This is a genomic window from Streptomyces sp. NPDC044002, assembly GCF_056434525.1.
Window position 1 is genome coordinate 105,838 of the sequence record NZ_JBWKEZ010000015.1, and the last position, 20,415, is coordinate 126,252.

The 20,415-nt window shown below is 73.7% G+C and carries 27 protein-coding genes; 15 read left to right on the plus strand and 12 right to left on the minus strand.

The features are described 5' to 3' along the window. Nucleotides 1–54 precede the first annotated feature (54 nt). Together AC07A6_RS14430 and AC07A6_RS14435 are read right to left on the minus strand one after the other, a co-directional pair. Nucleotides 55–384 (minus strand): winged helix-turn-helix domain-containing protein, encoded by a 330-nt coding sequence (locus AC07A6_RS14430; protein WP_478777310.1) that lies wholly within the window; start codon nucleotides 382–384, stop codon nucleotides 55–57. Continuing rightward, the gene (locus AC07A6_RS14435; protein WP_478777311.1) at nucleotides 384–836 is read right to left on the minus strand and encodes a hypothetical protein; all 453 of its coding nucleotides are present in this window, start codon (nucleotides 834–836) and stop codon (nucleotides 384–386) included. Before AC07A6_RS14435 ends, AC07A6_RS14430 begins: the two co-directional genes overlap by 1 nt. Before the next feature lie 328 nt (nucleotides 837–1,164). Between AC07A6_RS14435 and AC07A6_RS14440 the strand changes: the two genes are divergently transcribed. Both AC07A6_RS14440 and AC07A6_RS14445 read left to right on the plus strand, forming a co-directional pair. After that, nucleotides 1,165–2,193 (plus strand): hypothetical protein, encoded by a 1,029-nt coding sequence (locus tag AC07A6_RS14440; protein ID WP_478777312.1) that lies wholly within the window; start codon nucleotides 1,165–1,167, stop codon nucleotides 2,191–2,193. 57 nt (nucleotides 2,194–2,250) lie between these two features. Further along, the gene (locus tag AC07A6_RS14445) at nucleotides 2,251–2,913 is read left to right on the plus strand and encodes a hypothetical protein (protein WP_478777313.1); all 663 of its coding nucleotides are present in this window, start codon (nucleotides 2,251–2,253) and stop codon (nucleotides 2,911–2,913) included. 135 nt (nucleotides 2,914–3,048) lie between these two features. On the opposite strand, the gene AC07A6_RS14450 is transcribed toward AC07A6_RS14445, so the two are convergent. Then, nucleotides 3,049–3,726, minus strand: coding sequence for a CPCC family cysteine-rich protein (locus AC07A6_RS14450; RefSeq protein ID WP_478777314.1), 678 nt, complete (start codon nucleotides 3,724–3,726; stop codon nucleotides 3,049–3,051). Nucleotides 3,727–4,078: 352 nt separating this feature from the next. Further along, nucleotides 4,079–4,882, minus strand: a complete 804-nt coding sequence (locus tag AC07A6_RS14455) for an alpha/beta fold hydrolase (protein ID WP_478777315.1) — start codon at nucleotides 4,880–4,882, stop codon at nucleotides 4,079–4,081. A 171-nt stretch (nucleotides 4,883–5,053) separates the two neighbouring features. Between AC07A6_RS14455 and AC07A6_RS14460 the strand changes: the two genes are divergently transcribed. Continuing rightward, nucleotides 5,054–5,959 carry a LysR family transcriptional regulator gene (locus AC07A6_RS14460; protein WP_478777316.1) on the plus strand — a complete coding sequence of 302 codons (906 nt, stop codon included), beginning with the start codon at nucleotides 5,054–5,056 and terminating at the stop codon, nucleotides 5,957–5,959. A 98-nt stretch (nucleotides 5,960–6,057) separates the two neighbouring features. After that, a complete protein-coding gene (locus AC07A6_RS14465) occupies nucleotides 6,058–7,140 on the plus strand; it encodes a DUF8094 domain-containing protein (RefSeq protein WP_478777317.1) in 1,083 nt (360 codons plus the stop codon). A gap of 41 nt (nucleotides 7,141–7,181) precedes the next feature. Here the strand turns inward: AC07A6_RS14465 and AC07A6_RS14470 are convergent, their stop codons facing one another. Beyond that, on the minus strand, nucleotides 7,182–7,739 hold the full coding sequence (locus AC07A6_RS14470; RefSeq protein WP_478777318.1) for a TetR/AcrR family transcriptional regulator: 558 nt from the start codon (nucleotides 7,737–7,739) through the stop codon (nucleotides 7,182–7,184). 82 nt (nucleotides 7,740–7,821) lie between these two features. Between AC07A6_RS14470 and AC07A6_RS14475 the strand changes: the two genes are divergently transcribed. Further along, complete coding sequence (locus AC07A6_RS14475; RefSeq protein ID WP_478777319.1) at nucleotides 7,822–9,021, plus strand: FAD-dependent monooxygenase; 1,200 nt, start codon at nucleotides 7,822–7,824, stop codon at nucleotides 9,019–9,021. Nucleotides 9,022–9,231: 210 nt separating this feature from the next. After that, on the plus strand, nucleotides 9,232–9,615 hold the full coding sequence (locus AC07A6_RS14480) for a hypothetical protein (protein ID WP_386271862.1): 384 nt from the start codon (nucleotides 9,232–9,234) through the stop codon (nucleotides 9,613–9,615). Here AC07A6_RS14480 and AC07A6_RS14485 read toward each other — a convergent pair. Together AC07A6_RS14485 and AC07A6_RS14490 are read right to left on the minus strand one after the other, a co-directional pair. After that, nucleotides 9,612–10,304 carry a response regulator gene (locus AC07A6_RS14485; protein ID WP_478777320.1) on the minus strand — a complete coding sequence of 231 codons (693 nt, stop codon included), beginning with the start codon at nucleotides 10,302–10,304 and terminating at the stop codon, nucleotides 9,612–9,614. The genes AC07A6_RS14480 and AC07A6_RS14485 overlap by 4 nt on opposite strands. Next, complete coding sequence (locus AC07A6_RS14490; protein WP_478777321.1) at nucleotides 10,301–11,566, minus strand: sensor histidine kinase; 1,266 nt, start codon at nucleotides 11,564–11,566, stop codon at nucleotides 10,301–10,303. Before AC07A6_RS14490 ends, AC07A6_RS14485 begins: the two co-directional genes overlap by 4 nt. Nucleotides 11,567–11,697: 131 nt before the next feature. On the opposite strand from AC07A6_RS14490, the gene AC07A6_RS14495 reads away from it, so the two are divergent. The 9 genes from AC07A6_RS14495 (at nucleotide 11,698) to AC07A6_RS14535 (ending at nucleotide 17,508) form a co-directional block, all read left to right on the plus strand. Next, nucleotides 11,698–12,639, plus strand: coding sequence for an ATP-binding cassette domain-containing protein (locus tag AC07A6_RS14495; protein ID WP_478777322.1), 942 nt, complete (start codon nucleotides 11,698–11,700; stop codon nucleotides 12,637–12,639). After that, nucleotides 12,636–13,490 (plus strand): ABC transporter permease, encoded by an 855-nt coding sequence (locus tag AC07A6_RS14500; RefSeq protein WP_478777323.1) that lies wholly within the window; start codon nucleotides 12,636–12,638, stop codon nucleotides 13,488–13,490. Before AC07A6_RS14495 ends, AC07A6_RS14500 begins: the two co-directional genes overlap by 4 nt. A gap of 65 nt (nucleotides 13,491–13,555) precedes the next feature. Continuing rightward, a complete protein-coding gene (locus AC07A6_RS14505; protein ID WP_478777324.1) occupies nucleotides 13,556–14,227 on the plus strand; it encodes an Lsr2 family DNA-binding protein in 672 nt (223 codons plus the stop codon). A gap of 117 nt (nucleotides 14,228–14,344) precedes the next feature. Further along, nucleotides 14,345–15,106: a DsbA family protein gene (locus tag AC07A6_RS14510; protein WP_478777325.1), complete on the plus strand. Its 762-nt coding sequence runs from the start codon at nucleotides 14,345–14,347 to the stop codon at nucleotides 15,104–15,106. A 139-nt stretch (nucleotides 15,107–15,245) separates the two neighbouring features. Beyond that, on the plus strand, nucleotides 15,246–15,587 hold the full coding sequence (locus AC07A6_RS14515) for a HopJ type III effector protein (protein WP_478777326.1): 342 nt from the start codon (nucleotides 15,246–15,248) through the stop codon (nucleotides 15,585–15,587). A gap of 158 nt (nucleotides 15,588–15,745) precedes the next feature. After that, nucleotides 15,746–15,895: a hypothetical protein gene (locus AC07A6_RS14520; RefSeq protein WP_241253675.1), complete on the plus strand. Its 150-nt coding sequence runs from the start codon at nucleotides 15,746–15,748 to the stop codon at nucleotides 15,893–15,895. A gap of 89 nt (nucleotides 15,896–15,984) precedes the next feature. Next, nucleotides 15,985–16,287, plus strand: a complete 303-nt coding sequence (locus tag AC07A6_RS14525; RefSeq protein ID WP_478777327.1) for a hypothetical protein — start codon at nucleotides 15,985–15,987, stop codon at nucleotides 16,285–16,287. 97 nt (nucleotides 16,288–16,384) lie between these two features. Then, nucleotides 16,385–16,948: a zinc metalloprotease gene (locus AC07A6_RS14530; protein WP_478777328.1), complete on the plus strand. Its 564-nt coding sequence runs from the start codon at nucleotides 16,385–16,387 to the stop codon at nucleotides 16,946–16,948. 2 nt (nucleotides 16,949–16,950) lie between these two features. Next, on the plus strand, nucleotides 16,951–17,508 hold the full coding sequence (locus tag AC07A6_RS14535; RefSeq protein WP_478777329.1) for a hypothetical protein: 558 nt from the start codon (nucleotides 16,951–16,953) through the stop codon (nucleotides 17,506–17,508). A gap of 17 nt (nucleotides 17,509–17,525) precedes the next feature. Here AC07A6_RS14535 and AC07A6_RS14540 read toward each other — a convergent pair whose 3' ends face one another. The 5 genes from AC07A6_RS14540 to AC07A6_RS14560 form a co-directional block, all read right to left on the minus strand. Then, complete coding sequence (locus AC07A6_RS14540; protein WP_478777330.1) at nucleotides 17,526–17,852, minus strand: hypothetical protein; 327 nt, start codon at nucleotides 17,850–17,852, stop codon at nucleotides 17,526–17,528. 198 nt (nucleotides 17,853–18,050) lie between these two features. Next, nucleotides 18,051–18,197 (minus strand): hypothetical protein, encoded by a 147-nt coding sequence (locus AC07A6_RS14545; protein ID WP_478777331.1) that lies wholly within the window; start codon nucleotides 18,195–18,197, stop codon nucleotides 18,051–18,053. 1 nt (nucleotide 18,198) lies between these two features. Continuing rightward, nucleotides 18,199–18,708: an HIT family protein gene (locus AC07A6_RS14550; RefSeq protein WP_478777332.1), complete on the minus strand. Its 510-nt coding sequence runs from the start codon at nucleotides 18,706–18,708 to the stop codon at nucleotides 18,199–18,201. Between the two features lie 13 nt (nucleotides 18,709–18,721). Beyond that, nucleotides 18,722–19,858, minus strand: coding sequence for a hypothetical protein (locus tag AC07A6_RS14555; protein ID WP_478777333.1), 1,137 nt, complete (start codon nucleotides 19,856–19,858; stop codon nucleotides 18,722–18,724). A gap of 32 nt (nucleotides 19,859–19,890) precedes the next feature. Then, nucleotides 19,891–20,379: a DUF5990 family protein gene (locus AC07A6_RS14560; RefSeq protein WP_362460002.1), complete on the minus strand. Its 489-nt coding sequence runs from the start codon at nucleotides 20,377–20,379 to the stop codon at nucleotides 19,891–19,893. Nucleotides 20,380–20,415: the final 36 nt, after the last annotated feature.

The window sequence follows — 20,415 nt, forward strand, 5'->3', positions numbered from 1 at the left end:
CTCGCGCTCGTGCTCGTGCTCAGGCGGCGTCCCACTCCGCCCCCGTTCTTCCGTCTATTGCGGAGGGTCGAGAGGTTCCAGAGGTTCCAGGGGAATCCGTGCCGCCGACACGATCCTCTCCAGCGCCGATGCGTGCCGCTGGAATGCCTGGCGCCCGTGCGGGGTGAGGCGGAGGTGGGTGTGGCGTCCCGTGCGGTTCCTTGTCTTGCGGACCTCGACGTACCCGGCGTCCGCCAGCGCGGAGACCTGCTTGGACAGGGCCGAGTCGCTGGTGTCCACCGTGTCCCGGACGAAGCCGAACTCCACCCAGTCGGCCGGAGCGAGGAGCGCGACGACCGAGAGCCGCGCCGGAACGTGCAGGAACTCGTCGAAGTCGGGGTCCATCAGCGGTGGCCGTTCCTGCGGACGAGGTTCTCGACGAACGGGCGCAGCGCGTACGAGCTGACGACGACCGCCAGGGCGGTGACGGCCGCGGCGATCGTGTGCCGGGCCGGCAGGCCGAGGAAGTAGGCGGCGATCGCGACCGCCCAGAAGACCACGAGGATCAGGACCACCAGGACCCCGTAGAACAGCACCTCCGAGCCGACGGGCTTCCGGCGGACCGGGGCCCGGCGCTGATGGACGAACTGCCCGGCCACGGCCAGGCCGTTCCCCGCCACGACCGCGGCGATGTTCCAGGGGTTCGGCAGGTCGAAGGACGAGAAGACGGCGAACAGGCCCAGGGCCGAGACGAGCAGATAGGGACGCGAGTAGGCGTGGCGCATGTACTCGTTGAACGTCTGCTCCTGACGGTGGCGTATGGCGTCGAGGGCGGTCTGGGCGTCGTAAGCAGTCATGGGTGGCGTCCCTGGTCTTCGGTCTTCGGTCCTCGGTCTTCCGAGTACTTTCTCATGAGGAAAGTACCACCTTCTTTCCCAGAAGGAAAAAAGGTGGTCCGCCTCCGGCTCCCCCGCGCGGGGGAAGCCGCGTGATCCGTGGGAGGGATGTGCCCGGCGCCGGTGACGCGGAGTCTTGGAGCGTCTGCAATCCGGATGGACGGGGGTCACGGTGGTCGTTCTTGCGAACTCGGAGACGGGCGGCGTACCTCGGCCGCCGGCCGGAAGGACCGCAGGCCCGGGGTCGGGGTCGGTGCCGTGGTGGCGGCGGTGGCCGGTGTGGGCGCCCGTGGCGGCCGCGTCCTGGGGCGTGGCGTACGCCGCCGTCGAGGTCACCTGGGCGCTGACGGGCACCAGCGTGCCGTGGAAGGAGCACTCCGCGTACGCGCAGGAGGTCCAGCTCTTCCTGGCGGCCCTCGCCCTCCTGGCCGGCGCCGCCTGCCTGGCGAGCACGCGGAGCCTCGCCCGGCCCGGCCGTGCCGGGGTGGCGACGGTGCTCGGCGTGGCGCTCCCGGTGTTCGCCGTGGGGACGGTCGGGCTGCCGGTCCACTTCGTGACCCTTGCGACGCTCTCGGGGGTCGAGAGCGCCACCGGGCTGGCCCAGGTGCTGTTGAACACGGCCGGCGCCGCCCTGCTGCTCCTCGTCGGGTTGTCCTGTCACCGGCGGCTGCGCGGAGACTGCCCGCGATGCGGGCGGCCGCACGACGGCCCGGCCGACGGCCCGCTCGCCCACCCGGCCGCCTCCCGGGCATCGGGGCGGACCCGCGTCGCGGTGTGCGTGCTGGTGGGCGGGCTCGCGCCGTGGGCGGGGGTCAAGACCGTCTGGACGCTGGGCGGAGACGCGCTCGGTGTGGCGGGCGAGGACTGGCGGAGGATCACGGGCGCCGGCGCTTCCGGGCCGGCGAAGGCCACGGCGTCGGTGGGGGTCGACGTGACCGTGCTGGCCGCGATGGCCGGGCTCTTCCTGCTGCTGGCGCTGCTGTGCACGTGGGGGCAGGTGTTCCCGCGCTGGACGGTGGTCCTGGCCGGGCGGCGGGTCCCGCGCCTGCTGCCGTTGATCCCGGCCTGGCTGACCGGCGTTCCCCTGACGCTGTACGGGGCCGTCCTCGTCGTCATGGCCCCGCTCACCGCCGTCGGCGTGCTGCCCCAGATCCCGCCCTCCCCGCCGTTCACCACCGGCTCGGGGATCACCTGGATGGCCGAGTTCGGCGGCCTGGCCTTCGCCGGTCTGGGCACCGGCCTCGTCGTGGCCGCCCGCTCCTACGCCGCCCGCACCCGCCCCGTGTGCGCCGGCGCGCTGCCTCGTGTGCCGCGTTGAGCACCGCACCGCCGGGAGGCTCGCGTCAGGGCGGGCTGGGCCGTCCAGAATGCTTCCGTGGCCGAAGACGAGCAGAGCGGCATCGAACCGCGTTCATTCCTGACCTGTGCGACGGAGGTGGCCCGCCTGATGGGCGTCGAGGACGCACCTGTGAAGCCGGACGACCATGCCGATGCCCGTGCCCGCCATCTGTCCCATGCGGTACGCAAGCCCCTGCTCGAACGCGCGAGTCTGCCCGACGAGTTGTTCGCCCCGCTGATGGCCGCGGCCGTGTACGACCCGGATCCCAGCTTCTGCCGCTGGTTCGTCGAGCCGGCGGTCTACGCCTTCGGGCGCCGCCGCGTGATGGCGGCGTTGGTCGGGTACCTGGAGACCGGCACGGATGCCGAGCGAGCGGGTGCCGTACGGGCCTGGTACTGCGCCCATGTGCCCCTGCGCGCGGACCGGTCCCCCGCGTACGGCCCAGGTGGCGTGCGTGATCCCGCTCTGGACGCGTCGCGGGACGTCAGGGCCGCGTGGCTGGAGGCGTGCATGCGGGTGTTCGCCGAGGCCACCGATCTGCGGATGCGTCACCGCGTCCTGCTGGACCTGCCCGCCTCCCGGGCGGCATACCCGCCGTCCATGCGCGAACTGTTCGACACCACGCTCGCATCCGCCCGGTCCCATCCCGACCCGCACATCCGCCGCTGGGCCTCAGCAGCAGACCACGAGGGAATCTGACCCCTGTTCTCACCGACTGGACGGTGGACGCTCGTGTGCTTGCTCGTCGGTGGCCTCGGCTCGGGTGAGTGCTCGGCGCATTGCGTCGGCGTGCTCGCGAGTGAGCTCGCGGAGGGTGGGTAACCTTGGCCGCCCCTACCGCTCGTAGGCGACGGCGAGGCGGCGGACCGTCTCGTCGTAGCCGTCCAGCTGCTCCCTCAGCGTGGTCGCAGCCAGTGGTACTCGGAGTTCCAACTCGGCCCAGTGGACGAAGCGCAGTCGTGCGGGCAGCTTCACGAGACCGGTGACCGCATCCCGGAACGCGTCCCAGTTCATGCCGTAGAACGACGGGAAACCGAGCTCCCGCTTGAGGACCTCGTGGAGGTCACGCTCGCTGCGCACCGAGCCGACGTCGATCACCACCTCCAGGGTCGGATCGTGCGGGGGCTCTTCGGGAATTCCCCAGAACGACGGGAGCCACCAGCACAGGACTGAGCCGTCGTCAGGCCAGGGGCGGGGAGCCCCGTCCGTGGAGTCCTCGAAGAAGTCGGTGGCCGGGTCGATCGGGCGCCACCTCGGGTCGAGGGGTTCGTCCTCCGCCGGGGGCCGGGCGAACCGCCGGCCGCGCTGGTCGCAGGCGCCGTAGGCCCGGACGTTCTGCTGGGACTCGGCGAGCGACCATCGATTGGAGCCGGCCGGCCTGAACGGCCAGCGGAACTGGTCCGGGTCGTCTTCCCAGCAGCAGACCGGACAGGTGGCATAGGAACCGGGCCACCCGTCTTCGGCATCGAAGACGAGATGACCACAGCAGGGGCAGGGGCGACGCGTATCCACCGGACGAGTGTGGTCCATGCACCCGAACGGCAGCGAATCGGTTTCCCGGTGGGCTGCACCACCCCGGCTCCGGTCCCGTGCCGGGTATCAGCCACCGAGGTCGAATGCGCCCCACTCGGTGAACGGCTCGGCCTGGACGTAGATCCGGCTACCGCGGCCGACGGCCCGCCGGCGGCCCGGGGCAAGGCCGCCACCGGGCAGGGTGAGCAGGCCGGCGTCCGTCGGCTCGACGGACGTTTCCGTGAGCAGGCGACGACGAACCCGCCGTCGGGCAGGCGGTCCAGGTGCGGTCGGCGGGCCCGCACGGCGCTCAGCCGGGTGAGCTCGACGTGGCCGCCCGGGTGGGCGCCGTCTACCGCGCCCCGGTCCGGTCGTGCAGGGCGGCGCGCAGGGCCGCGTTGAAGCGTTCGGGGTGGTCCTGCTGGGACATGTGGCCCGCGCCCTCGATCACGGTGAGCCGGGCTCCCGGGATCAGTGACGCGCACTCCCGCGGGACCGACAGGGGGACTTCGGTGTCGAGTTCGCCGTGGAGGAAGTGGACCGGCACGCGGATGCGGGGCAGGCGGGGGCGGGGGTCGTAGGCCGCCTGGTCGGTGACGAGGCCGTCGATCAGGGGGGTCGAGTGCAGGAGTTGGCGCACCGTCCCGTCGATCAGGGCGGGCTCCGCCCCCGGCCGGTACCAGTGGGGGACGAAGCCGGCCAGGGTGGCGGCGCGGTCCGCCCGCAGGCCGGACAGGATCCTGGCCGTCGCCTGCCGCATGCCGGCGGCGGTCGCGAAGTGGTGCACCCCGGCGTCGACCGGGATCACCGCGCCGATCCGCTGCGGTGCGGCCAGCGCCGCCTCCAGTACGAACGCTCCGGCGATGGACGAGCCGATCAGCACCGGTGCCTTGAGACGCAGCGTCTCCAGGAACTGCAGGGTGTCGTGGGTGGCGTCGGCGATGGTGTAGCCGGTCGTGGGCCGTGCGGAGCGGCCGCAGCCGCGCGAATCGAGGGTGATCACGCGGTGGTCGCGGCTCAGGTCGGCGGTCTGCGCGTCCCACACCCGGCCGCTGGTGCCCCAGCCGTGCAGGAAGACGAGGGGGCGGCCCGCGCCGTGGTCCTCGTAGTGGAGGCTCGTTCCGTTGACGTGTGCGGTTGCGGTTGCGGTTGCCATGGCGGTGCCCTTTTCCTCCGGCGGCCCCGTGGCTCCGGTGCCGCTGTGGTGTGTCGGTCGGAGGTCATTCCAGTCGAGGGATGCGCTGGGGCCAATGCGTGATCCGCGCTTAGACTCATTGATGATCATGATGAGTGGGGCGGACGGCGGGGGCGGGAGGCGGGGGCGGACGTGGAGCTGCGTCAGGTCCGGTACTTCGCCGTGCTGGCCGAGGAGCTGCACTTCGGGCGTGCCGCCGAGCGGCTGTACGTCGGGCAGCCGACCGTCAGCCAGCAGATCCGCCGGCTGGAGCGGGAGCTCGGGCTGGAGCTGTTCGACCGCACGACGCGGACGGTGACGCTGACGCGCGCGGGGCAGGCGCTGCTGCCCCACGCGCGCGCCCTGCTGGACGCCGAGCGGGCCTTGTCCGAGGCGACGTCCGGGCTGCGTGCGCAGCGGGCCGCCACGTTGAGGGTGGGTACCAGTACCGGCCTGGGCCCTCGGCTGCAGGAGCTGCTCGCCGGTCTCGCCGAGCGTGCGCCCGCGCTGCTGGTGGAGCTGGCCGGCCCGCCGCTGGCGGCGCGTCTGCGGCAGGTGCGGGACGGGGAGCTGGACGCGACCTTCGTGCGCGGCGCGCAGCCCGTGCCCGGGCTGGAGCTGCTGCCGCTGTGGGAGGAGGAGCTGGTCGCCGCCCTCCCAGTGCGGCATCCGCTGGCCGCGGCGGCCGAGGTGGCCCTGGCGGAGCTGGCCCGGATGCCGCTGCGGATCGCCACGCGCGAGGAGAACCCGCCGCTGGTGGACGCCGTGACCGCGGCCTGCCGGGCGGCGGGCTTCGAGCCGGTCCTGGGGCCGCCGTTCACCAACGACCAGGACACCCTGGCCGCCATCGCCGCGGGCCGCCGCACCTGGACCGTGTACTACGCCGCCCAGGCCGGGATCCAGCCGGCTCCGTACGTCGCCTTCCGCCCCTTCACCTCCCCCGCGCCGACCGTCGTGACGTGCCTCGCCGTCCGGCCCGGTCCCCCGTCCCGCTCCCTGATCGCCCTTCTGGACGCGTGCCGGGGCCTCGGCCGGGGGGCGGGGCCGCGCGGCGCCTGAGGTACACGTCCCGGGCGCCGGCCGGGGGCCGGGGTCAGGCGGTGTCGGAGGCGTCGTGCATGATCAGGCCTTCGCACCGCTCCCGAGGGAAGATTCCGATGAGACGCTCCATACCCCTGCCCGTACCCGCGGCCCTGGTCGCCGTCCTCGCCCTGGCCGCCACCGCCGGCTGTGGCGGCCCCGGCACCGGCGAGCGGGCGGCCGGGGCGGCGAAGCCCGCTGCCGGCCCCGCGACGAGCAGCGCGCCGGCCCCGGTCAAGGTGCCGCCGCTGTCGCAGGAGGAGGCGCGGGGCGTCGTCAAGGACGTCACCCTGAAGGTCGAGGCGGACAACTTCGACGCCGGGTACTGGAAGGGCGTCACCGAGGGCCCGCTGCTGGAGCAGCAGCTCGCCGTCGTGGAGACCGCCAAGAAGTACGGCACCGACCGGGAGCCGAGGCCCGCCGACTCCCCCGCGACGGACCCGGCGGTGCACACGTGGAGCACCGGCAAGGACGATGGCAGCGACCGGTGGATCCTCGGCGCTCACGAGGTCCAGGGCTACACCGTCGGCGACTCCGGGAAGGAGGCCGTGCTGCGCTGGTCGCTGTTCCACCAGCAGAAGGCGGGTGCGCCCTGGCTCGCGGCCCTCGTCGCCCGTGCCCCCGAGCCGACGGACCTGCCGCAGGTCGCGGTCGGGCCCGACGGCCGGGCGGTCACCGGCGGGGACACGGCGGGGCTGGCGGCCGACCCGGCGAAGGTCTGCGGGCAGTACGGCGACTACATGTACGCCGACGCCGGCGCGGGCGGCGTGAAGTGGAGCCAGGACGCCGTCAAGCGGAAGGCGGCCTCCGCCGCGCAGCTGGAGAGGATGCGCACCTCCCTCGGGAAGGGCGCCAAGATCGACTTCGGCGTCGACGTCAACCGCGGCTCGCACGGCCCCGTCTGGCGCACGACGGACGGCGGGGCACTCGTGGCCTGCACGGCGGTCAGCAAGGTGTACACGGAGATGGGTCCCGGCCGGTCGACGACCTTCAGCAGCAGCGGCTGGGCCGGCACCACGGACATCCCGTGGGCCTCGTACACCCAGCGCATCATGGGCCTGACCGTGCTGAAGGTGTCCGCGGGCGCCGCGGGCGAGGTGTCCGTCGCGGCCGAGTCCAATCTCCCGTACTCCTTCGACGGTACGAAGTACACCGGCTGACGGACCGTTCGGTGCCGGCCGCCCCCGGCGGGGCGGGAGCCTCAGCGCAGGGCGGCGGCGACCAGGCCCTCCAGGGCGTCCCGGGAGGGGGTGGTGCCGTTCAGCAGGTGGTCCAGGAGGAGGCCGTCCACGCAGGCCAGCAGGGTGCGGGTGCGGGCGTCCGGGTCGGCTACGCCGCGGGAGGCCAGGAAGGCACGTACGGCTGCGCTGCCGGCGTTGTCGCGGGGGACGAGGATCTCGCGCAGCTCCGCGTCGCGCACGCTCTCCACCGCGCAGGCGTAGCGGGCGAGGGAACGGCGCCGGCCCTCGCCGGTCAGCCGGCGCCGGTTCAGGGCGTCGAGGCCCTCGACCAGTTGGGCGGGCGTGCGCAGCGCCGGGGCCGCCTCGCCGGCGGCCTGGAGTTCGGCCTGATCACGGGCGACCAGGCGGCGGACGAGGGCCGTCAGGAGGGCGGCGCGGGTCCGGAAGTACGCGGATGTGGTGCCGTCCGGCAGTCCGGCCGCGCGGTCCACGGCGCGGTGCGTCAGGCCGCGCATGCCGGCGTCGGCGAGTACCTCGATGGCCGCGTCGGCCAGGACGGTTCGTCGTTCTTCGCTCACCCCCTCTTTCTACACCTGTAGAAGACGGGCGTATGCTGCGCCCCAGGTTTTTCTACAGCTGTAGAAGAGGACGGGGTCGGGGATGGGGATGAAGGCGGACGGGACGGGGACGGGGTGCCGGCCGGCCCGGCGCGCCGTGGTGGTCGGCGGGGGCATCGGCGGGCTCGCGGCGGCGATCGGGCTGCACCGCACGGGCTGGCGGGTCACCGTCTTCGAGCGGGCCGCCGTCCACGAGGACGCGGGGGCGGCGATCTCGCTGGCGGCCAACGGCCTGCGGGCCCTGGACGCCCTCGGGGTGGGCGAGGCCGTACGGGCGGCCTCGCGCCCCCAGTACACGGGCGGCACCCGCACCCCCGACGGGCGGTGGCTCTCGCGGATGGACGGCGCCGCGCTGGAGCGGGCCCTGGGCGACCCGATGGCCGGCATCCACCGGTCCGAACTGCACCGCCTGCTGCGGGCGGCCCTGCCCGCGGACCGGCTGGTGACCGGCAGGGAGGTGACCTTCGAGGAGCTCCGCGACCCGGGCCGGGCCGGCACGCCGACCGCCGACCTGGTCGCGGCCGCCGACCTGGTCGTGGCCGCCGACGGCGTGCGCAGCCGGATCCGGGCCGGCCTCTTCCCCGGCCATCCCGGGCCGGCGTACAGCGGCTCGACCGCGCTGCGCGCCGTCACCGCCGGACCGGTGGACCCCGGCACCGACTTCGCGCTCACCTGGGGGCCCGGGGCCGAGTTCGGGCACATCCGCCTCGCGGACGGCCGGGCGGAGTGGCACGCCGTCCTCAACGCCCCGGCCGGACTGCGGCACGAAGACCCGCTGGCCGTGCTCCGGCACCGCTTCGCGTCCTGGCACCAGCCGGTGCCGGAGCTGCTGGCCGCGACCCGCCCCGAGGACGTGCTCCACCACGACGTCCACGAACTGGCCGTGCCGCTGCCGTCGTTCGTGGCGGGGAGGACGGTGCTGCTCGGCGACGCGGCGCATGCCATGACCCCCCACCTGGGGCAGGGCGCCTGCCAGGCCCTGGAGGACGCGGTCGTACTGGCCGCCGAGCTGGCCGCCGGCCCGGACCTCCCGGCGGCGCTGGCCCGGTACGACGCCGCCCGGCGGCCCCGGAGCCAGGCCGTGGCGCGCGCGGCCCGGCGGGCCGGGCGGATGGGCCAGCAGCTGACCGGCCCCCTGGCGCTCGCCGTACGCAACACCGCGCTGCGGCTGGCTCCCTCGAAGGCGACGGTCCGGGCCGTCCTGAGCCACGCGGACTGGTCCCCGCCGCGCCTCCCCGGGTGAACGGCCCGCCCCGGACCGCTCCCCGGGACCGCTCCCGGGGGCCGGACCGCCGCGGCGCACCCGGGCTCGCCGGGCCACACGGGTGACTTTCGGCCCCGTTCGGCCGATCGCGGGTCGGCGCGGCGGACGCACGGTGGCGCGTACCGGCCGAGTGTGAGGGGATCGTCCGCACCCCGCTGCAGGACGCCGTCGCCGGGAGTTGTGAGTCCCATGATCCGTTTCCTGTCCGTCCTGCCGGCCGCCGCCGCCGTCACGGCCGCGCTCGCCGTGCCCGCGGGCGCCGCCGCGGCCGACCCGAGGCCCATCACCTCGCCCTACGTCCAGGCCGCGGCGGACGTAACGGCCTCCGGTGTGCTGCAGCGGGCCAAGAACATCGACTGGGTGCGCCACGTCAACACCGGCAGGTACTGCGTGAACGTCAGCGAGGAGGTCAACCTCGCGTTCAGCGTGGTCCACGTGGAGCTGCCCAATTCCAACCGGCGCAGCTTCAGCACCACGCCCAACGCCCTCTGCGGCCCGGACACGGTCACCGTCTACACGTACGACCTCAACGGCAGCTACGCGGACAACCCCTTCACGGTCACCGTGTTCTAGACCCCACGGCCCCCGCCCCCGTCCGCGGCGCGGGGCGGGGCGACGAGGCCCGTCTCGTAGGCGGTGATGACGAGCTGGACCCGGTCCCGGGCGCCCAGTTTGCCGAGCAGCCGGGACACGTGCGCCTTGGCGGTGGCCACGGTGATGAAGAGCTCGTCGGCGATCTCGGTGTTCGACCGGCCGCGTCCGACCAGGGTCAGGACCTCCCGTTCCCGTTCGGTGATGCCCTGGACGGTCCGCGGGGGACGCTCCGGGACGGGTTCGGGGCGCCCGACGAAGTCGGCGATCAGACGGCGCGTCACGCCCGGCGCGATCAGCGCGTCCCCGGCCGCGACCACGCGGATCGCCGCGAGGATGTCGTCCAGGGCCATGTCCTTGACCGCGAAGCCGCTGGCGCCGGCCCGGAGGGCGCCGTAGACGTGCTCGTCCTCGTCGAACGTCGTCAGCACGAGGACGCGGGCGGCCGCCGGTCCGGCCGTGATCAGGCGGGTGGCCTCGATCCCGTCCATGCCGGGCATCCGGATGTCCATCACCACGACGTCGGGGTCGGTGTCCCGGACCAGCCGGACCGCTTCGGCGCCGGTCGCCGCCTCGCCGACGACCGCCAGGTCGGGGTGATCGGCCATGAGCACGCGCAGGCCGGACCGCACCAGCGGCTGGTCGTCGACGAGCACCACACGGATGGTCATCGGGCCTCCACCTGGACCCCGGCGGGCGCGGCTGCGGGCGCGGCTGCCGGCACGGGCGCGGCCCCGGAGGGCTCGGGCAGTGGCAGCCGGGCCGCCACCCGGAAGCCGCCCCCGGGGCGCGGTCCGGCGCTGAACCGGCCGCGCAGCAGGCCGACCCGCTCGCGCATCCCGATGATGCCGAAGCCGTGGCCCGGGCCGTTACCGGCGGCGCCCCGGCCGTCGTCGACGACCTCCACGTACAGCTCCTCGCCCCCGTACTCGACGGCCACCCGGCAGGCCCCGGTGCCGGCGTGGCGCACCACGTTGGTCAGCGCCTCCTGCACGATGCGGTAGGCGCACAGGTCGATGTCGGCCGGCAGCGGGCGCGGCTCCCCGTCGTGGTGCACGTCGACGCGCACCCCGGCGTCCATGGTGGCCGCCGCCAGCCGTGGGAGGTCGGCCAGCCCCGGCGAGGGGGCGAGCGGTGAGGGCTCCGGGGCGGCCCCGTCCCGGTCGGCCCGGCGGAGCGACACCAGCGTGCGCCGCAGGCCCGACAGGGTCTCCCTGCTGGTGGCCTCGATGGTGCGCAGGGCTTCACGGGCCTGTGCCGGCTGGGTCTCGATGACCCGGCTGCCCACACCGGCCTGGATGGCGATGACGCCGATGCTGTGCGCGACCATGTCGTGCAGCTCCCGTGCGATGCGCAGCCGCTCGGCGGTGACGGCCTCGGCGACTTCCCGTGCGCGCAGCGCCGCCGCGTGCTCGCGGCGCTCGCGGCCGAGCAGGCCGACCGTGCAGGACGCGGCCATCGAGAGGAGGCCGATCACGGCGTTGACGGTCAGGTTGTCGCCGTGCGCGAAGCCGCCGGTCACGAGGAGCCGTACGGCCAGGGAGACGGTCACGGCGACCGTGGACGCCCGGCGCGTGCGGGTGGCGACCACGAAGCCCAGGACGAGGTCGGCCGCCAGGTACGACAGGAACTGGCCCTGGAACGAGACCGCGAGGTCCTCGTGGACGGAGTCCGGAGTGCCCACCACCACGGCGGTGGATCCGAAGAGCGCCAAGGCCAGGGCCAGGAGGGGCCGTTGCCGGAGCAGGCCGGCGAGCAGGCTCACGGCGAGCAGCGCGCCGACGGCGTGGACCGTGCCCGACGCCCGCGGCGCGCCCCCCACCAGCAGACCCACCGCGAGGAGGTAGCCGGCGCCGCCCACCCAGGCCAGGGTGTCCACGGGGCCCGGTGGGGCGGGGTGCTCGGGCGGCGTGGTGATCGTTACGGGGTTCACGCGGTGACACTAACCGGCGTCCGCCCGCCCGGCATCGGCCCGGGGACGTACGCCCACGGGCCAATGCCCGGGGCGTGGTTGCCGTCCACGGCCCCATGTCCGGCCGGGATCGTCCGGGCAGTGTGGTCGCCGTGATCGAAGTCAACGAACTGACCAAGCGCTACGGCGGCAGGACCGCCGTCGACGGGCTGTCCTTCACCGTGCGGCCGGGGCGGGTCACCGGATTCCTCGGCCCCAACGGAGCCGGCAAGTCCACGACCCTGCGGATGATCCTCGGCCTGGACGCCCCCACCAGCGGCACCGCCACCGTCGACGGCGTCCCCTTCCGCCGCCACCCGCGCGGGCTGCGGCACGTCGGCGCGCTCCTGGACGCCGGCCAGGTCCACGCGGGGCTCAGCGCCGCCGCCCACCTGGCGGCGCTGGCCCGCAGCAACGGCATCCCGCGGCGGCGGGTGGGCGAGGTACTGGAGGAGGTGGGGCTGGCGGAGGCGGCGGGGCGCCGCGTCGGCGGTTTCTCCCTCGGCATGAAGCAGCGGCTGGGGATCGCCACCGCCCTGCTCGGCGACCCGCCCGTGCTCGTGTTCGACGAGCCGGTCAACGGCATGGACCCGGAGGGCGTGCTGTGGGTGCGCCGGCTGTTCCGCCGCCTGGCCGCGGAGGGGCGTACGGTCTTCCTCTCCAGCCACCTGATGTCGGAGATGGAGAACACCGCCGACCAGCTGGTCGTCGTGGGCCGTGGCCGGCTCGTCGCCGCCGAGTCGGTGGCGGAGTTCGCCGCCCGCGGCAGGGGTCGCGGCGTTGTGGTGGGGACACCGCAGGCCGCGGAGCTGGCGGCGGTGCTGCGGGCGGCGGGCGCCGCCTCGGTCGAGCCGGAGGGCTCGGCGGGCTCGGCGGGCTCGGCGGGCGCCGTGAGGCTCGCCGTGACCGGGCTCACGGCGGACCGGATCGGGGCGCTCGCCTTCGAGAACCGCATCCGGGTGGACGAACTGACCCCCCGCACCGCCTCGCTGGAGGCGGCCTTCATGGAACTGACCGCCGACAGCGTCGAATACCAGGCAGGAGAAACCCGGTGACCACACGCGACTCCGCCCCGCCGGCCGTGCCCGTTGCCGTCCCCATCGGGGTCCCCATCGGCTCCGCCGAACCGCGCGTACGCTTCGGCGACCTGATCGCCTGCGAGTGGATCAAGCTGCGGTCCCTGCGTTCCACCCCCTGGGCGATCGGCCTCACCGTGCTGTTCGTCATCGGGGCCACCGCCGTGGCCACGCTGGCCGACAGGGCCGCGCTCTCGGGCCCCGCCGGCTTCCGGCCCTACGACGCCTACCCGCCGGCCGGCTACTGGACGCTGATACTCGTCGCCGGCAGCATGGGCGCCCTCACCGTCGTGAGCGAGTACGGCAGCGGGCTGATCCGCACCACCACCATGGCCGTCCCCGCCCGCGGCTCGGTGGTACTGGCCAAGGCGGCCGTCACCGCGGCGCTGTGGACCGCGGCCGGCACGGCCGCCTCCACCGGTTCCTTCCTGGTCTCCCAGGCCCTCCTGGACGGGCACCGCGCCGGCGTCACGATCACCCACCCCGGGGTGCTGCGGGCGCTGGCGGCATCCGCGTTGCTGGCTCCGGTCTGCGCCCTGGTCGGTCTGGGCCTCGGCGTGCTGCTCCGGCACACGGCCGGGACCATGGTCACCGCGGTCTTCACCCTGCTGATGCTGCCCACCATGTTCTCGGAGAGCAGCCGGTGGTCGGCCGACATCAAGCACGCGCTGGTGTCGGCCGCCTGGAACCGCCTGGTCCAGAACTGGGAGCCGGATCCGGATTCCCTGGGGTACACCGCCACGGTCGCCGGTTCCTGGACCGTGTACGTACTCTGGCCGCTGATCACGGTCGCGCTCGCCGTGCTCGTCGTGAGGCGCCGCGACGTGTGACCGCACCCCCTCCCCGACCACCCCGCCCCCGCCGCCCGGCAGGAACGGCACGCACAAGGAGTCCGGTGACCGACCTCACCACCCTCAGACGGCTCTGCCCGCCGCCCGGGCCGGGTCTGCGCATCGCCTGGCAGCCCGTCGAATCCGCACTGGGCATGGCCCTGCCCGCGGACTACAAGCAGCTCGCCGACCTGTACGGCCCGGGTGTGTTCTGCGAGTACGTCCACGTCTACCACCCGCACGGGGTCACCCCGTTCTCCAACCTCACGGGCCCGGTACCCGCCAGGGTCCGAGCGGACCTGCGCAACGACGTCGCCACGGGAACCTTTCCGGTCCCCCACGACCCGGACCGGCTCTTCGCCGTCGGTGGCACGGGCAACGGCGAGCGGATCTTCTGGATCACCGATCCGGTCGATGACCCCGACCGGTGGCACATCGCCGTCAACGAAGCACGTGGCCCACGGTGGTTCACGTACGACGGCCCCCTCACCGGGTTCCTCGGCTCCGTGCTCACCGGCCGGACCAGGGTCCCCCAGTTCCCCCGCGGCCTCCTCGACGAAGCCCCCGCCTTCACCCCCTCACGCCCCGTCCTGTGGAAACCGAGGCCCATAGCGGAGTCGGCGGTCGTCGACACCGCGTCCATCCGGGCCTGGGCCCGGGCCAACGGCTACGACGTCCCCGCGCGAGGACGCATCCCGGCCGACATCCGCCGGGCCTGGGAGCAAGCCGTCTCCTGAGCTGGTGGTTTCAGGGTCCGAGGGACCGTTCGCCGGAGCGTCTCCGTCCGGATGAAACGAGTGTTCGCATCCCGCCTCGGGCGATTACAGTGTGCGCGGTTCAGGGGGAGGGGAAAGATGCGCGCCGAGCATCGGAGCAAGCTGGCCTACGCAGCGGTATGGGTGACCATCGCGGCGGGTGCGATCGTCGTCGTGCCGCGCATGCTGCCAGACGGCGACGTGCTCGAACGGAAGCCCGCCGGACCGGCTTATGCGGCGACCGCGGAGCTTCCCGAGGTGCTGTTGGACGACGGCACGACGATCGCGGTGGGGGATCCGGAGGCCACAACGGTCGTCCGGCTCGTCGAGGACCCCCGGTGCCCCGTCGTCGCGGACTTCGAGGCGAGTGGCGCGAAGGCGATCCGCGCCCACACCCTCCAGCGCAGGACGCTGACCGAATACACCCTGGCTTCCTTCAAGGACGGCTCCCTGGGCGGGGACGGGTCCAAGCGGGCCGTGAACGCCCTGCGGGCCGCCCTCGACGTGCAGAAGTTCAGCGAGTTGCACGGCGTTCTGCTGGAGCACCAGGAGGAGGTCGAGGCGTCCGGCGGGTACACCACGGAACGGCTGCTGAGCCTTGCCGAGCAGGTGCCGGGGCTGCGGAGCGAGGCCTTCGACGCGGCGGTCTCCGGCATGAAGTACGAGGCCTTCGTCTCCGCGTCGCAGAAGGCGTACGAGGTGCTCGGCGGTGAATCGAACGGTCCGGGCACTCCTACCGTCGCCATCAACCGCACGATGCTCGGCGGTGATGACCACGAGGCCATCTTCGATGAGGGCCAGACCCTCGGCCTGCTGACCGCGGTGGAGAGGGCACCCGAGGCGTTGAGGAAGAGGCGGTAGCGCGGGCACGTGCCGTGACCTGCGGGGATGCCGCTCGTCCCGACATGTGGCGCGGTTCCCGGCGGTCGGCTCCGAGGGGGGTATGGTCTTCCGGTCACGGACGGCGATCGGATCGTCTGTTCTACCCGAGGGAGCCGACATGACGGACCTGAACTCGCTGCGGGCGAGCCTTGCGTCTGGTGAGCACGAGTTCGCCGACACTCTGGCCTTCGTCGCCGCGCACTACGACTACCAGCCGCAGGCGTTCCGCAACGGGGAGCTGGAGAACGGCGCGGGTGAGAACGAGGGCTCCTGCAAGACGCTGGGGCTGGCGCTGCTGGAGGGTCTGACCGACGAGGAAGCGCTGCTGGCGTTCGGTGAGCACTACCGCAAGGTGCTGGCGACGCCGGACGACACCGATCACGGCAACATCCGCAACCTCCTGGCCCATGGCCTGGCCGGGGTGAGCTTCGCCGGTCAGCCGCTGGCCCGCAAGAGCTGAACGGCGGAATCCGGGCGGGCGGGCGAGCGGGCGGCAGCAGTCACGGCCGGCGCCGCCCGCCCCGCCCCGCCCGCCCGACGGCGGGCCTTCGTCACCGTTTCCCCACAGGTGCCCCTGCCGGCGCCGGGGTGGGCGGGACCGGGGCTAGGGTCGTGGTCATGGGGGACGGACTGACGCGGGTGAAGCAGTGCAAGCAGTGCCGAAGGCCGCTGGACGAGCGGCGTTGGGGGCGGCCCAAGCGGTTCTGCAGCCGGTGGCACCGCGTGAGGTACTGGCTGGAGGAGCTGGGGGAGCTCGTGCTGAGCTAGGGACCGGGTGTCCGGGCTCGCGACCCTGAGGCGCGGCGTTGGCGGGGTGCTTTGACTCCCCGGATGGACGGGACGAGGGGGAGGGGACGATGTCGCTTCAGGGGCTCGATCCGAAGCGGGTCGCAGTGGTCACTTCGCTGACTGCCGAGTGCAGACCGTTGCTGAGTTCCGCGGACATGGACGCCGTGCAGGAGCTGTTGCGCACGCGAGGGGTGAGCGTAATGGACTCGATCATCATCACGCGGGAGCTGCTGGGAGCCGGTCCGACCGCTCTGGGCGAGGCGAAGGGCATCGTACTGTCCAGCCCGTCACGCAGTACCGAACGACAGGTTCATCAGGAGCTGGTGGAGGGGCTGCTCAACGCACTTGAGCAGGTGGCCGACGAAGGCTGAGCCCCGCCATGGCCTCCGCCGGGGATCCGTAGGGGTGCTTCGGTGCCGCAGTGCTGAAACGGTCATTCCCGCGTCGGGCTGCTCTACCGTTGACGGTGTGCGCGATCTCGTAACAGGCCTTGCGGTGCTCGCTGCCGTGCTGGTCCTCGCTCCGGCACCGGCGCGCGCCGCCACGGCTGCGCCGTGCATCGCGAAGTCCGGGCACGACGCCACCGAGACCCGTGAGGACAGCTCGGTGGACGACGGCGAGATCCGGTGGACCGCGAGCACGAAGTACGAGGCCGAGTACCGGCACGGGAACCGGGCGTGGTCGTACTCCGGGGCGAAGGTCAGGATCGCGCAGGATTCGGCGACGACCGTCAACGACCTGAACTACGAGGACTTCTCCGACCCGCGGAACCCGGCGGCCGGCGTGTGGTCCCGCAATCCCGGCATCGCGGCGACGGACCTGATCCGTTTCAACAAAGCCCGGATGGACAGCTACGACGCGGCCACCCGGCGGATGGTCGCCTCACACGAACTGGGGCACGCGCTCGGGCTGTGCCACAAGTCGGGCAGCGGCAAGAGCGCCGTGAAGTCCGTGATGTGGCCCGAGGCCGCCGAGTACCCCGACGTGCCGACCGATGTCGACAGGGCGAACTACCGAAGGCTGTGGGGCTGAGCATGAACGGGAAGCCGTGGGTCGGCGCGTGCCTCGCGGCCGGCGCGGCCGCGGCCGGTGCGGCCTGGTTCACCGTCGCCGACTCCGGCCCCGGCGGCGGGACCGCGACGCACGCGGTGTGCGGGCCCGACCTGAGCCGCGACGACGTCGTCGCGGCCAGGTCCAAGGGCGTGGCCGTCGTCGAGGCCGTCGAGAACACCCGGTACCGCGAGGACGGCGGGAGCGCCTACCTGACGACCCGGGTGAAGACCCTGGAGGCCCTCAAGGGCGAGTTCGGCGACGTCCTCCAGGTCACCCAGGGCGTGAAGAACGGCGGCACCCCGGGCAGGTACGCGACGGAGGACCCCGACCGCTACACCGTCCTGGAACCGGGGCGCCAGTACGTCATCGCCGTCCAGTCGGGCTCGACGGCCGGCACGCCGGGCAGTGAGGCGTGGGCGTGGTACGCCGAGCCGGCGCAGCGGGGCCTCGCCGGGGAGAAGGCGCACTGGAGCGAGGCCCTGGCCGGGACGCCCGGGACTGCCGTGGTGAGCGGCTGCGAGGACGTACAGGCCGGCTGATCCCGGTAGCTGCACCGTCACCAGCTCGGCGGCACCGGTCGAATGACGCGGCTCGGCAGATGACGGTAGGACAGCTGCTGCTGGTACCAGCGTTCGTGCGCGGCGTCGCGGAAATCGAGCTTGCGCCAGCGGGAGCACTGAAAGCCTGGTGCGGACCGCCAGTGGCCGGCGAGGGCACAGAGATGGTTCCAGTCCTCCCGGAGGCGTTCCAACCGCGTCTCCGCCCGCACCCGGCGTTCCTCCTCGGTGGGCTTCGGGGGCGGCGGGATCCCGATCGGGACGCGGGCGCGGGCGGGCGTTCCGCCGGTGATGGTCCACTCCAGGGTGAGGACCAGCGTTTCCACTGACTCCGCGAGTGCCGAGGCCGTGATGCCCTCTCGCTGTCCGACGGGTGAGTGCGTGCGGCTCGCTCCAGTCGGGGAAGCAGGAAGTCCCCGACCTCCCACACGATGTCGGTCGTCAGCTCGTCGGCGTACCGCGGGCCGTCCCCCGTCGGGTCGGCGTCACTCATGGAGGTGTCCTTTCCGGTTCGGCCTCGGTGCTCAGAAGCCGTCGGCCCAGCCGAAGGTCGCGTTGTACGCGCGCTGCAGTGCGTGGCGGCCGTGGTCCCCGTCGGCGTAGGTCCATGCCAGGGCTGCGGCGAAGCGCGCGTCGCGGGCGGACTGGGGTTCGTTCTCGTCGAAGTGCACTTCACGTCCCCGGCCGGAAGCCGCGCGCCGCCTCGCGGAGGCGGGCGGTCAGGGCGGACGTCTGGTCGTGGGGGAGGTTCAGGACGCCGTTCTCCGTCATCAGGGCGTGGAACTGCTGCTCCTCGTACGGGGTTCCGTGCGGCAGGGGGGCGATGTGCCAGTGGAGGTGGGCGTTGCCCTGTTGGCTGCCCAGGGAGTAGAGGTAGGTGCGCTCGGGGTCGCATACCGTCTCGACGGCCAGCGCGATCCTCCTGACGAACAGCATCAGGCGGCTGTAGGCGGCCTCGTCCAGGTCGCGTACGGCGTGCTCGATGTGCGTTTTCGGGGCTACCAGGACCTTCCCCTCGACCGTGGGCCATCTGTCCATGAACGCGATGTGGCCCTCGTCCTCGAAGACCGTCTCGTGGACGTAGTCAGGGTCTCCGGCGAGGAACGCGCAGACGAAGCAGGGCCCGCTGCGGGCGCGGGCCGTGTACGAGGTGAGGTCCATCGGTCGTCGGTCCGTGGGCATCGGGGCTCCAGGGTCAGGTCCGCGCCGGGCCCGCGGCGGGGCCGGGCATGGTGTGCAGGAGTTCGAGTCTGCGCTGGACGGCGTCCGTGGCTCCCGGGCGTTGGCCGGGGACGCGGCGGCGGAGGGCCACCAGGTGGGGGCCGAGTTCGCGGGCGCGGCGCGGGTCCGGGATCTGCTGCCACTGGTGGTGGGCTCGGTCCACGGCGCCTTGGACCGGTGGGGCGTCCGGGGCCTGGTGGCGGCCGAGGCGGGCGTCGGCGGCGGCCATCCACAGCTCGCAGCTGCCGGCCGCGTCGCCGGCGATGTGGGCGAGGTCGGCCCGGACCTCCAGCCAGTGCACGGCCTCGGCGGACCGGGGCCCGTACGTGTGGGCGGCCCAGCCCTCCCACCGGGCGGCGAGCGAGGCGGCCTCGGCGTGCTGCCCAGCGTGCGCGGCGGCGAGGATCGCGGGGAGCGGGTCCGCCGTGTCCACCGCCGTGGGGCTCGGCGGAACGGGCGTCGGGGTGGCGTCCGCCGCGAGCAGCAGGGCCGTGGCGTCGCCGGCCTGGGCGGCCGCCCTCGTGTGGAGTTCGGCGAGCGGCGGGGTCAGGCCGCTGCGCCAGATGCCGGCCACGCCCTTCAGGTAGGCGGGGTCCGCGACGCGGTGGCGGGCGGGCGCGGGGGTGACGCGGCCGTAGAGCGATGTCCCGTGGCCGAGCGTGAGGCCGTGGGCGGCGATCTTCTGCCAGGTGTCGGGGGTCGCGACCAGGTCGACGAGGACGGTCGTGGTCCCGGGCCGGCGCGGCTTCAGCTCGTTCGCCAGCCAGGCCCAGGGCAGGCCGGTGTAGCGGAGGGTGGAGGGCGTGGTGCGGGCCAGGGCCAGGTGGATCCCGTGCTGCCGGGTGTCGAGGTGGAGTTGCCCCGCCAGGAGGAGCGTGAGCGGCCCCGGCGCGGTGGCGGCGGCGCGGATGCGGGTGAGGACGGTCTGCTGGTCCGTCGGATCGGACAGCTCGACGATCGTCCCGGCCGCGGTCCGGGTCAGCGCACTGGGCGGACAGGCCGCGAGCGTGGACAGGACGCTGCTGGCCGCGATGAGGCGGCCCTTGCCGGCCGGGGCGGCGGCGAGGAGCAGCGCTGTCCCGGGTGCGGTCGTCTCCCCTGTGATCAACACACGAGCACCGTACGCCACCTCGTCGGCGGGCCTCAAAGGGTTCCCGTGACTCGATCCGTTCCGCGGGCCCCGGCGGACCAGGTGACGGCCGGGGGGCGGACGGCGGCGCACAGGGGTCTGCCGTGGGCGTCGGTGAGGGCGAGGCGGGCGACCAGCAGCCCGGTGTCCGCCGCGGCGTCGGCCACCGCCGGGTCGACGGCGTCGAGCATGAGTTTCGCCCGGCGGAACATGCCGCGGGCACCGGTGCCGTCGACGCCGCTCCACGTGAGGTAGACGAACCGCTGTCCGGGGCGGCCCTGGATCCACGGGCCCGTCAGGTCGACGACGCCCGCGGCGCCCCGGCGGGCGGTGCAGTCCAGCGTCCAGAGAGCCGAGCCGGCGTCGCCGGGGTGGGGGTCCAGCGGTCGCGCGTCCCGGGCGCGCGGCTGGACGGCGACGTGGATGTCGGCGTAGCCGGGGAAGCCTGGGCCGGGCGGGCAGGTGCGGCCCGGCAGGTCGAATCCCTCGATCCGGATCTGCACGGGGCCACTCTGCCAGCCGGACGCCCCCGCCGGGGC

What these genes read in the sequence shown, in the direction of transcription:
- AC07A6_RS14465 (WP_478777317.1), top strand. Translation starts at nt 6,058, where the DNA reads ATGAGACGCTCCATACCCCTGCCCGTACCCGCGGCCCTGGTCGCCGTC.
- AC07A6_RS14480 (WP_386271862.1), top strand. Translation starts at nt 9,232, where the DNA reads ATGATCCGTTTCCTGTCCGTCCTGCCGGCCGCCGCCGCCGTCACGGCC.
- AC07A6_RS14520 (WP_241253675.1), top strand. Translation starts at nt 15,746, where the DNA reads ATGGGGGACGGACTGACGCGGGTGAAGCAGTGCAAGCAGTGCCGAAGG.
- AC07A6_RS14430 (WP_478777310.1), bottom strand. Translation starts at nt 384, where the DNA reads ATGGACCCCGACTTCGACGAGTTCCTGCACGTTCCGGCGCGGCTCTCG.
- AC07A6_RS14455 (WP_478777315.1), bottom strand. Translation starts at nt 4,882, where the DNA reads ATGGCAACCGCAACCGCAACCGCACACGTCAACGGAACGAGCCTCCAC.
- AC07A6_RS14535 (WP_478777329.1), top strand. Translation starts at nt 16,951, where the DNA reads ATGAACGGGAAGCCGTGGGTCGGCGCGTGCCTCGCGGCCGGCGCGGCC.
- AC07A6_RS14435 (WP_478777311.1), bottom strand. Translation starts at nt 836, where the DNA reads ATGACTGCTTACGACGCCCAGACCGCCCTCGACGCCATACGCCACCGT.
- AC07A6_RS14475 (WP_478777319.1), top strand. Translation starts at nt 7,822, where the DNA reads ATGGGGATGAAGGCGGACGGGACGGGGACGGGGTGCCGGCCGGCCCGG.
- AC07A6_RS14510 (WP_478777325.1), top strand. Translation starts at nt 14,345, where the DNA reads ATGCGCGCCGAGCATCGGAGCAAGCTGGCCTACGCAGCGGTATGGGTG.
- AC07A6_RS14515 (WP_478777326.1), top strand. Translation starts at nt 15,246, where the DNA reads ATGACGGACCTGAACTCGCTGCGGGCGAGCCTTGCGTCTGGTGAGCAC.
- AC07A6_RS14550 (WP_478777332.1), bottom strand. Translation starts at nt 18,708, where the DNA reads ATGCCCACGGACCGACGACCGATGGACCTCACCTCGTACACGGCCCGC.
- AC07A6_RS14525 (WP_478777327.1), top strand. Translation starts at nt 15,985, where the DNA reads ATGTCGCTTCAGGGGCTCGATCCGAAGCGGGTCGCAGTGGTCACTTCG.
- AC07A6_RS14485 (WP_478777320.1), bottom strand. Translation starts at nt 10,304, where the DNA reads ATGACCATCCGTGTGGTGCTCGTCGACGACCAGCCGCTGGTGCGGTCC.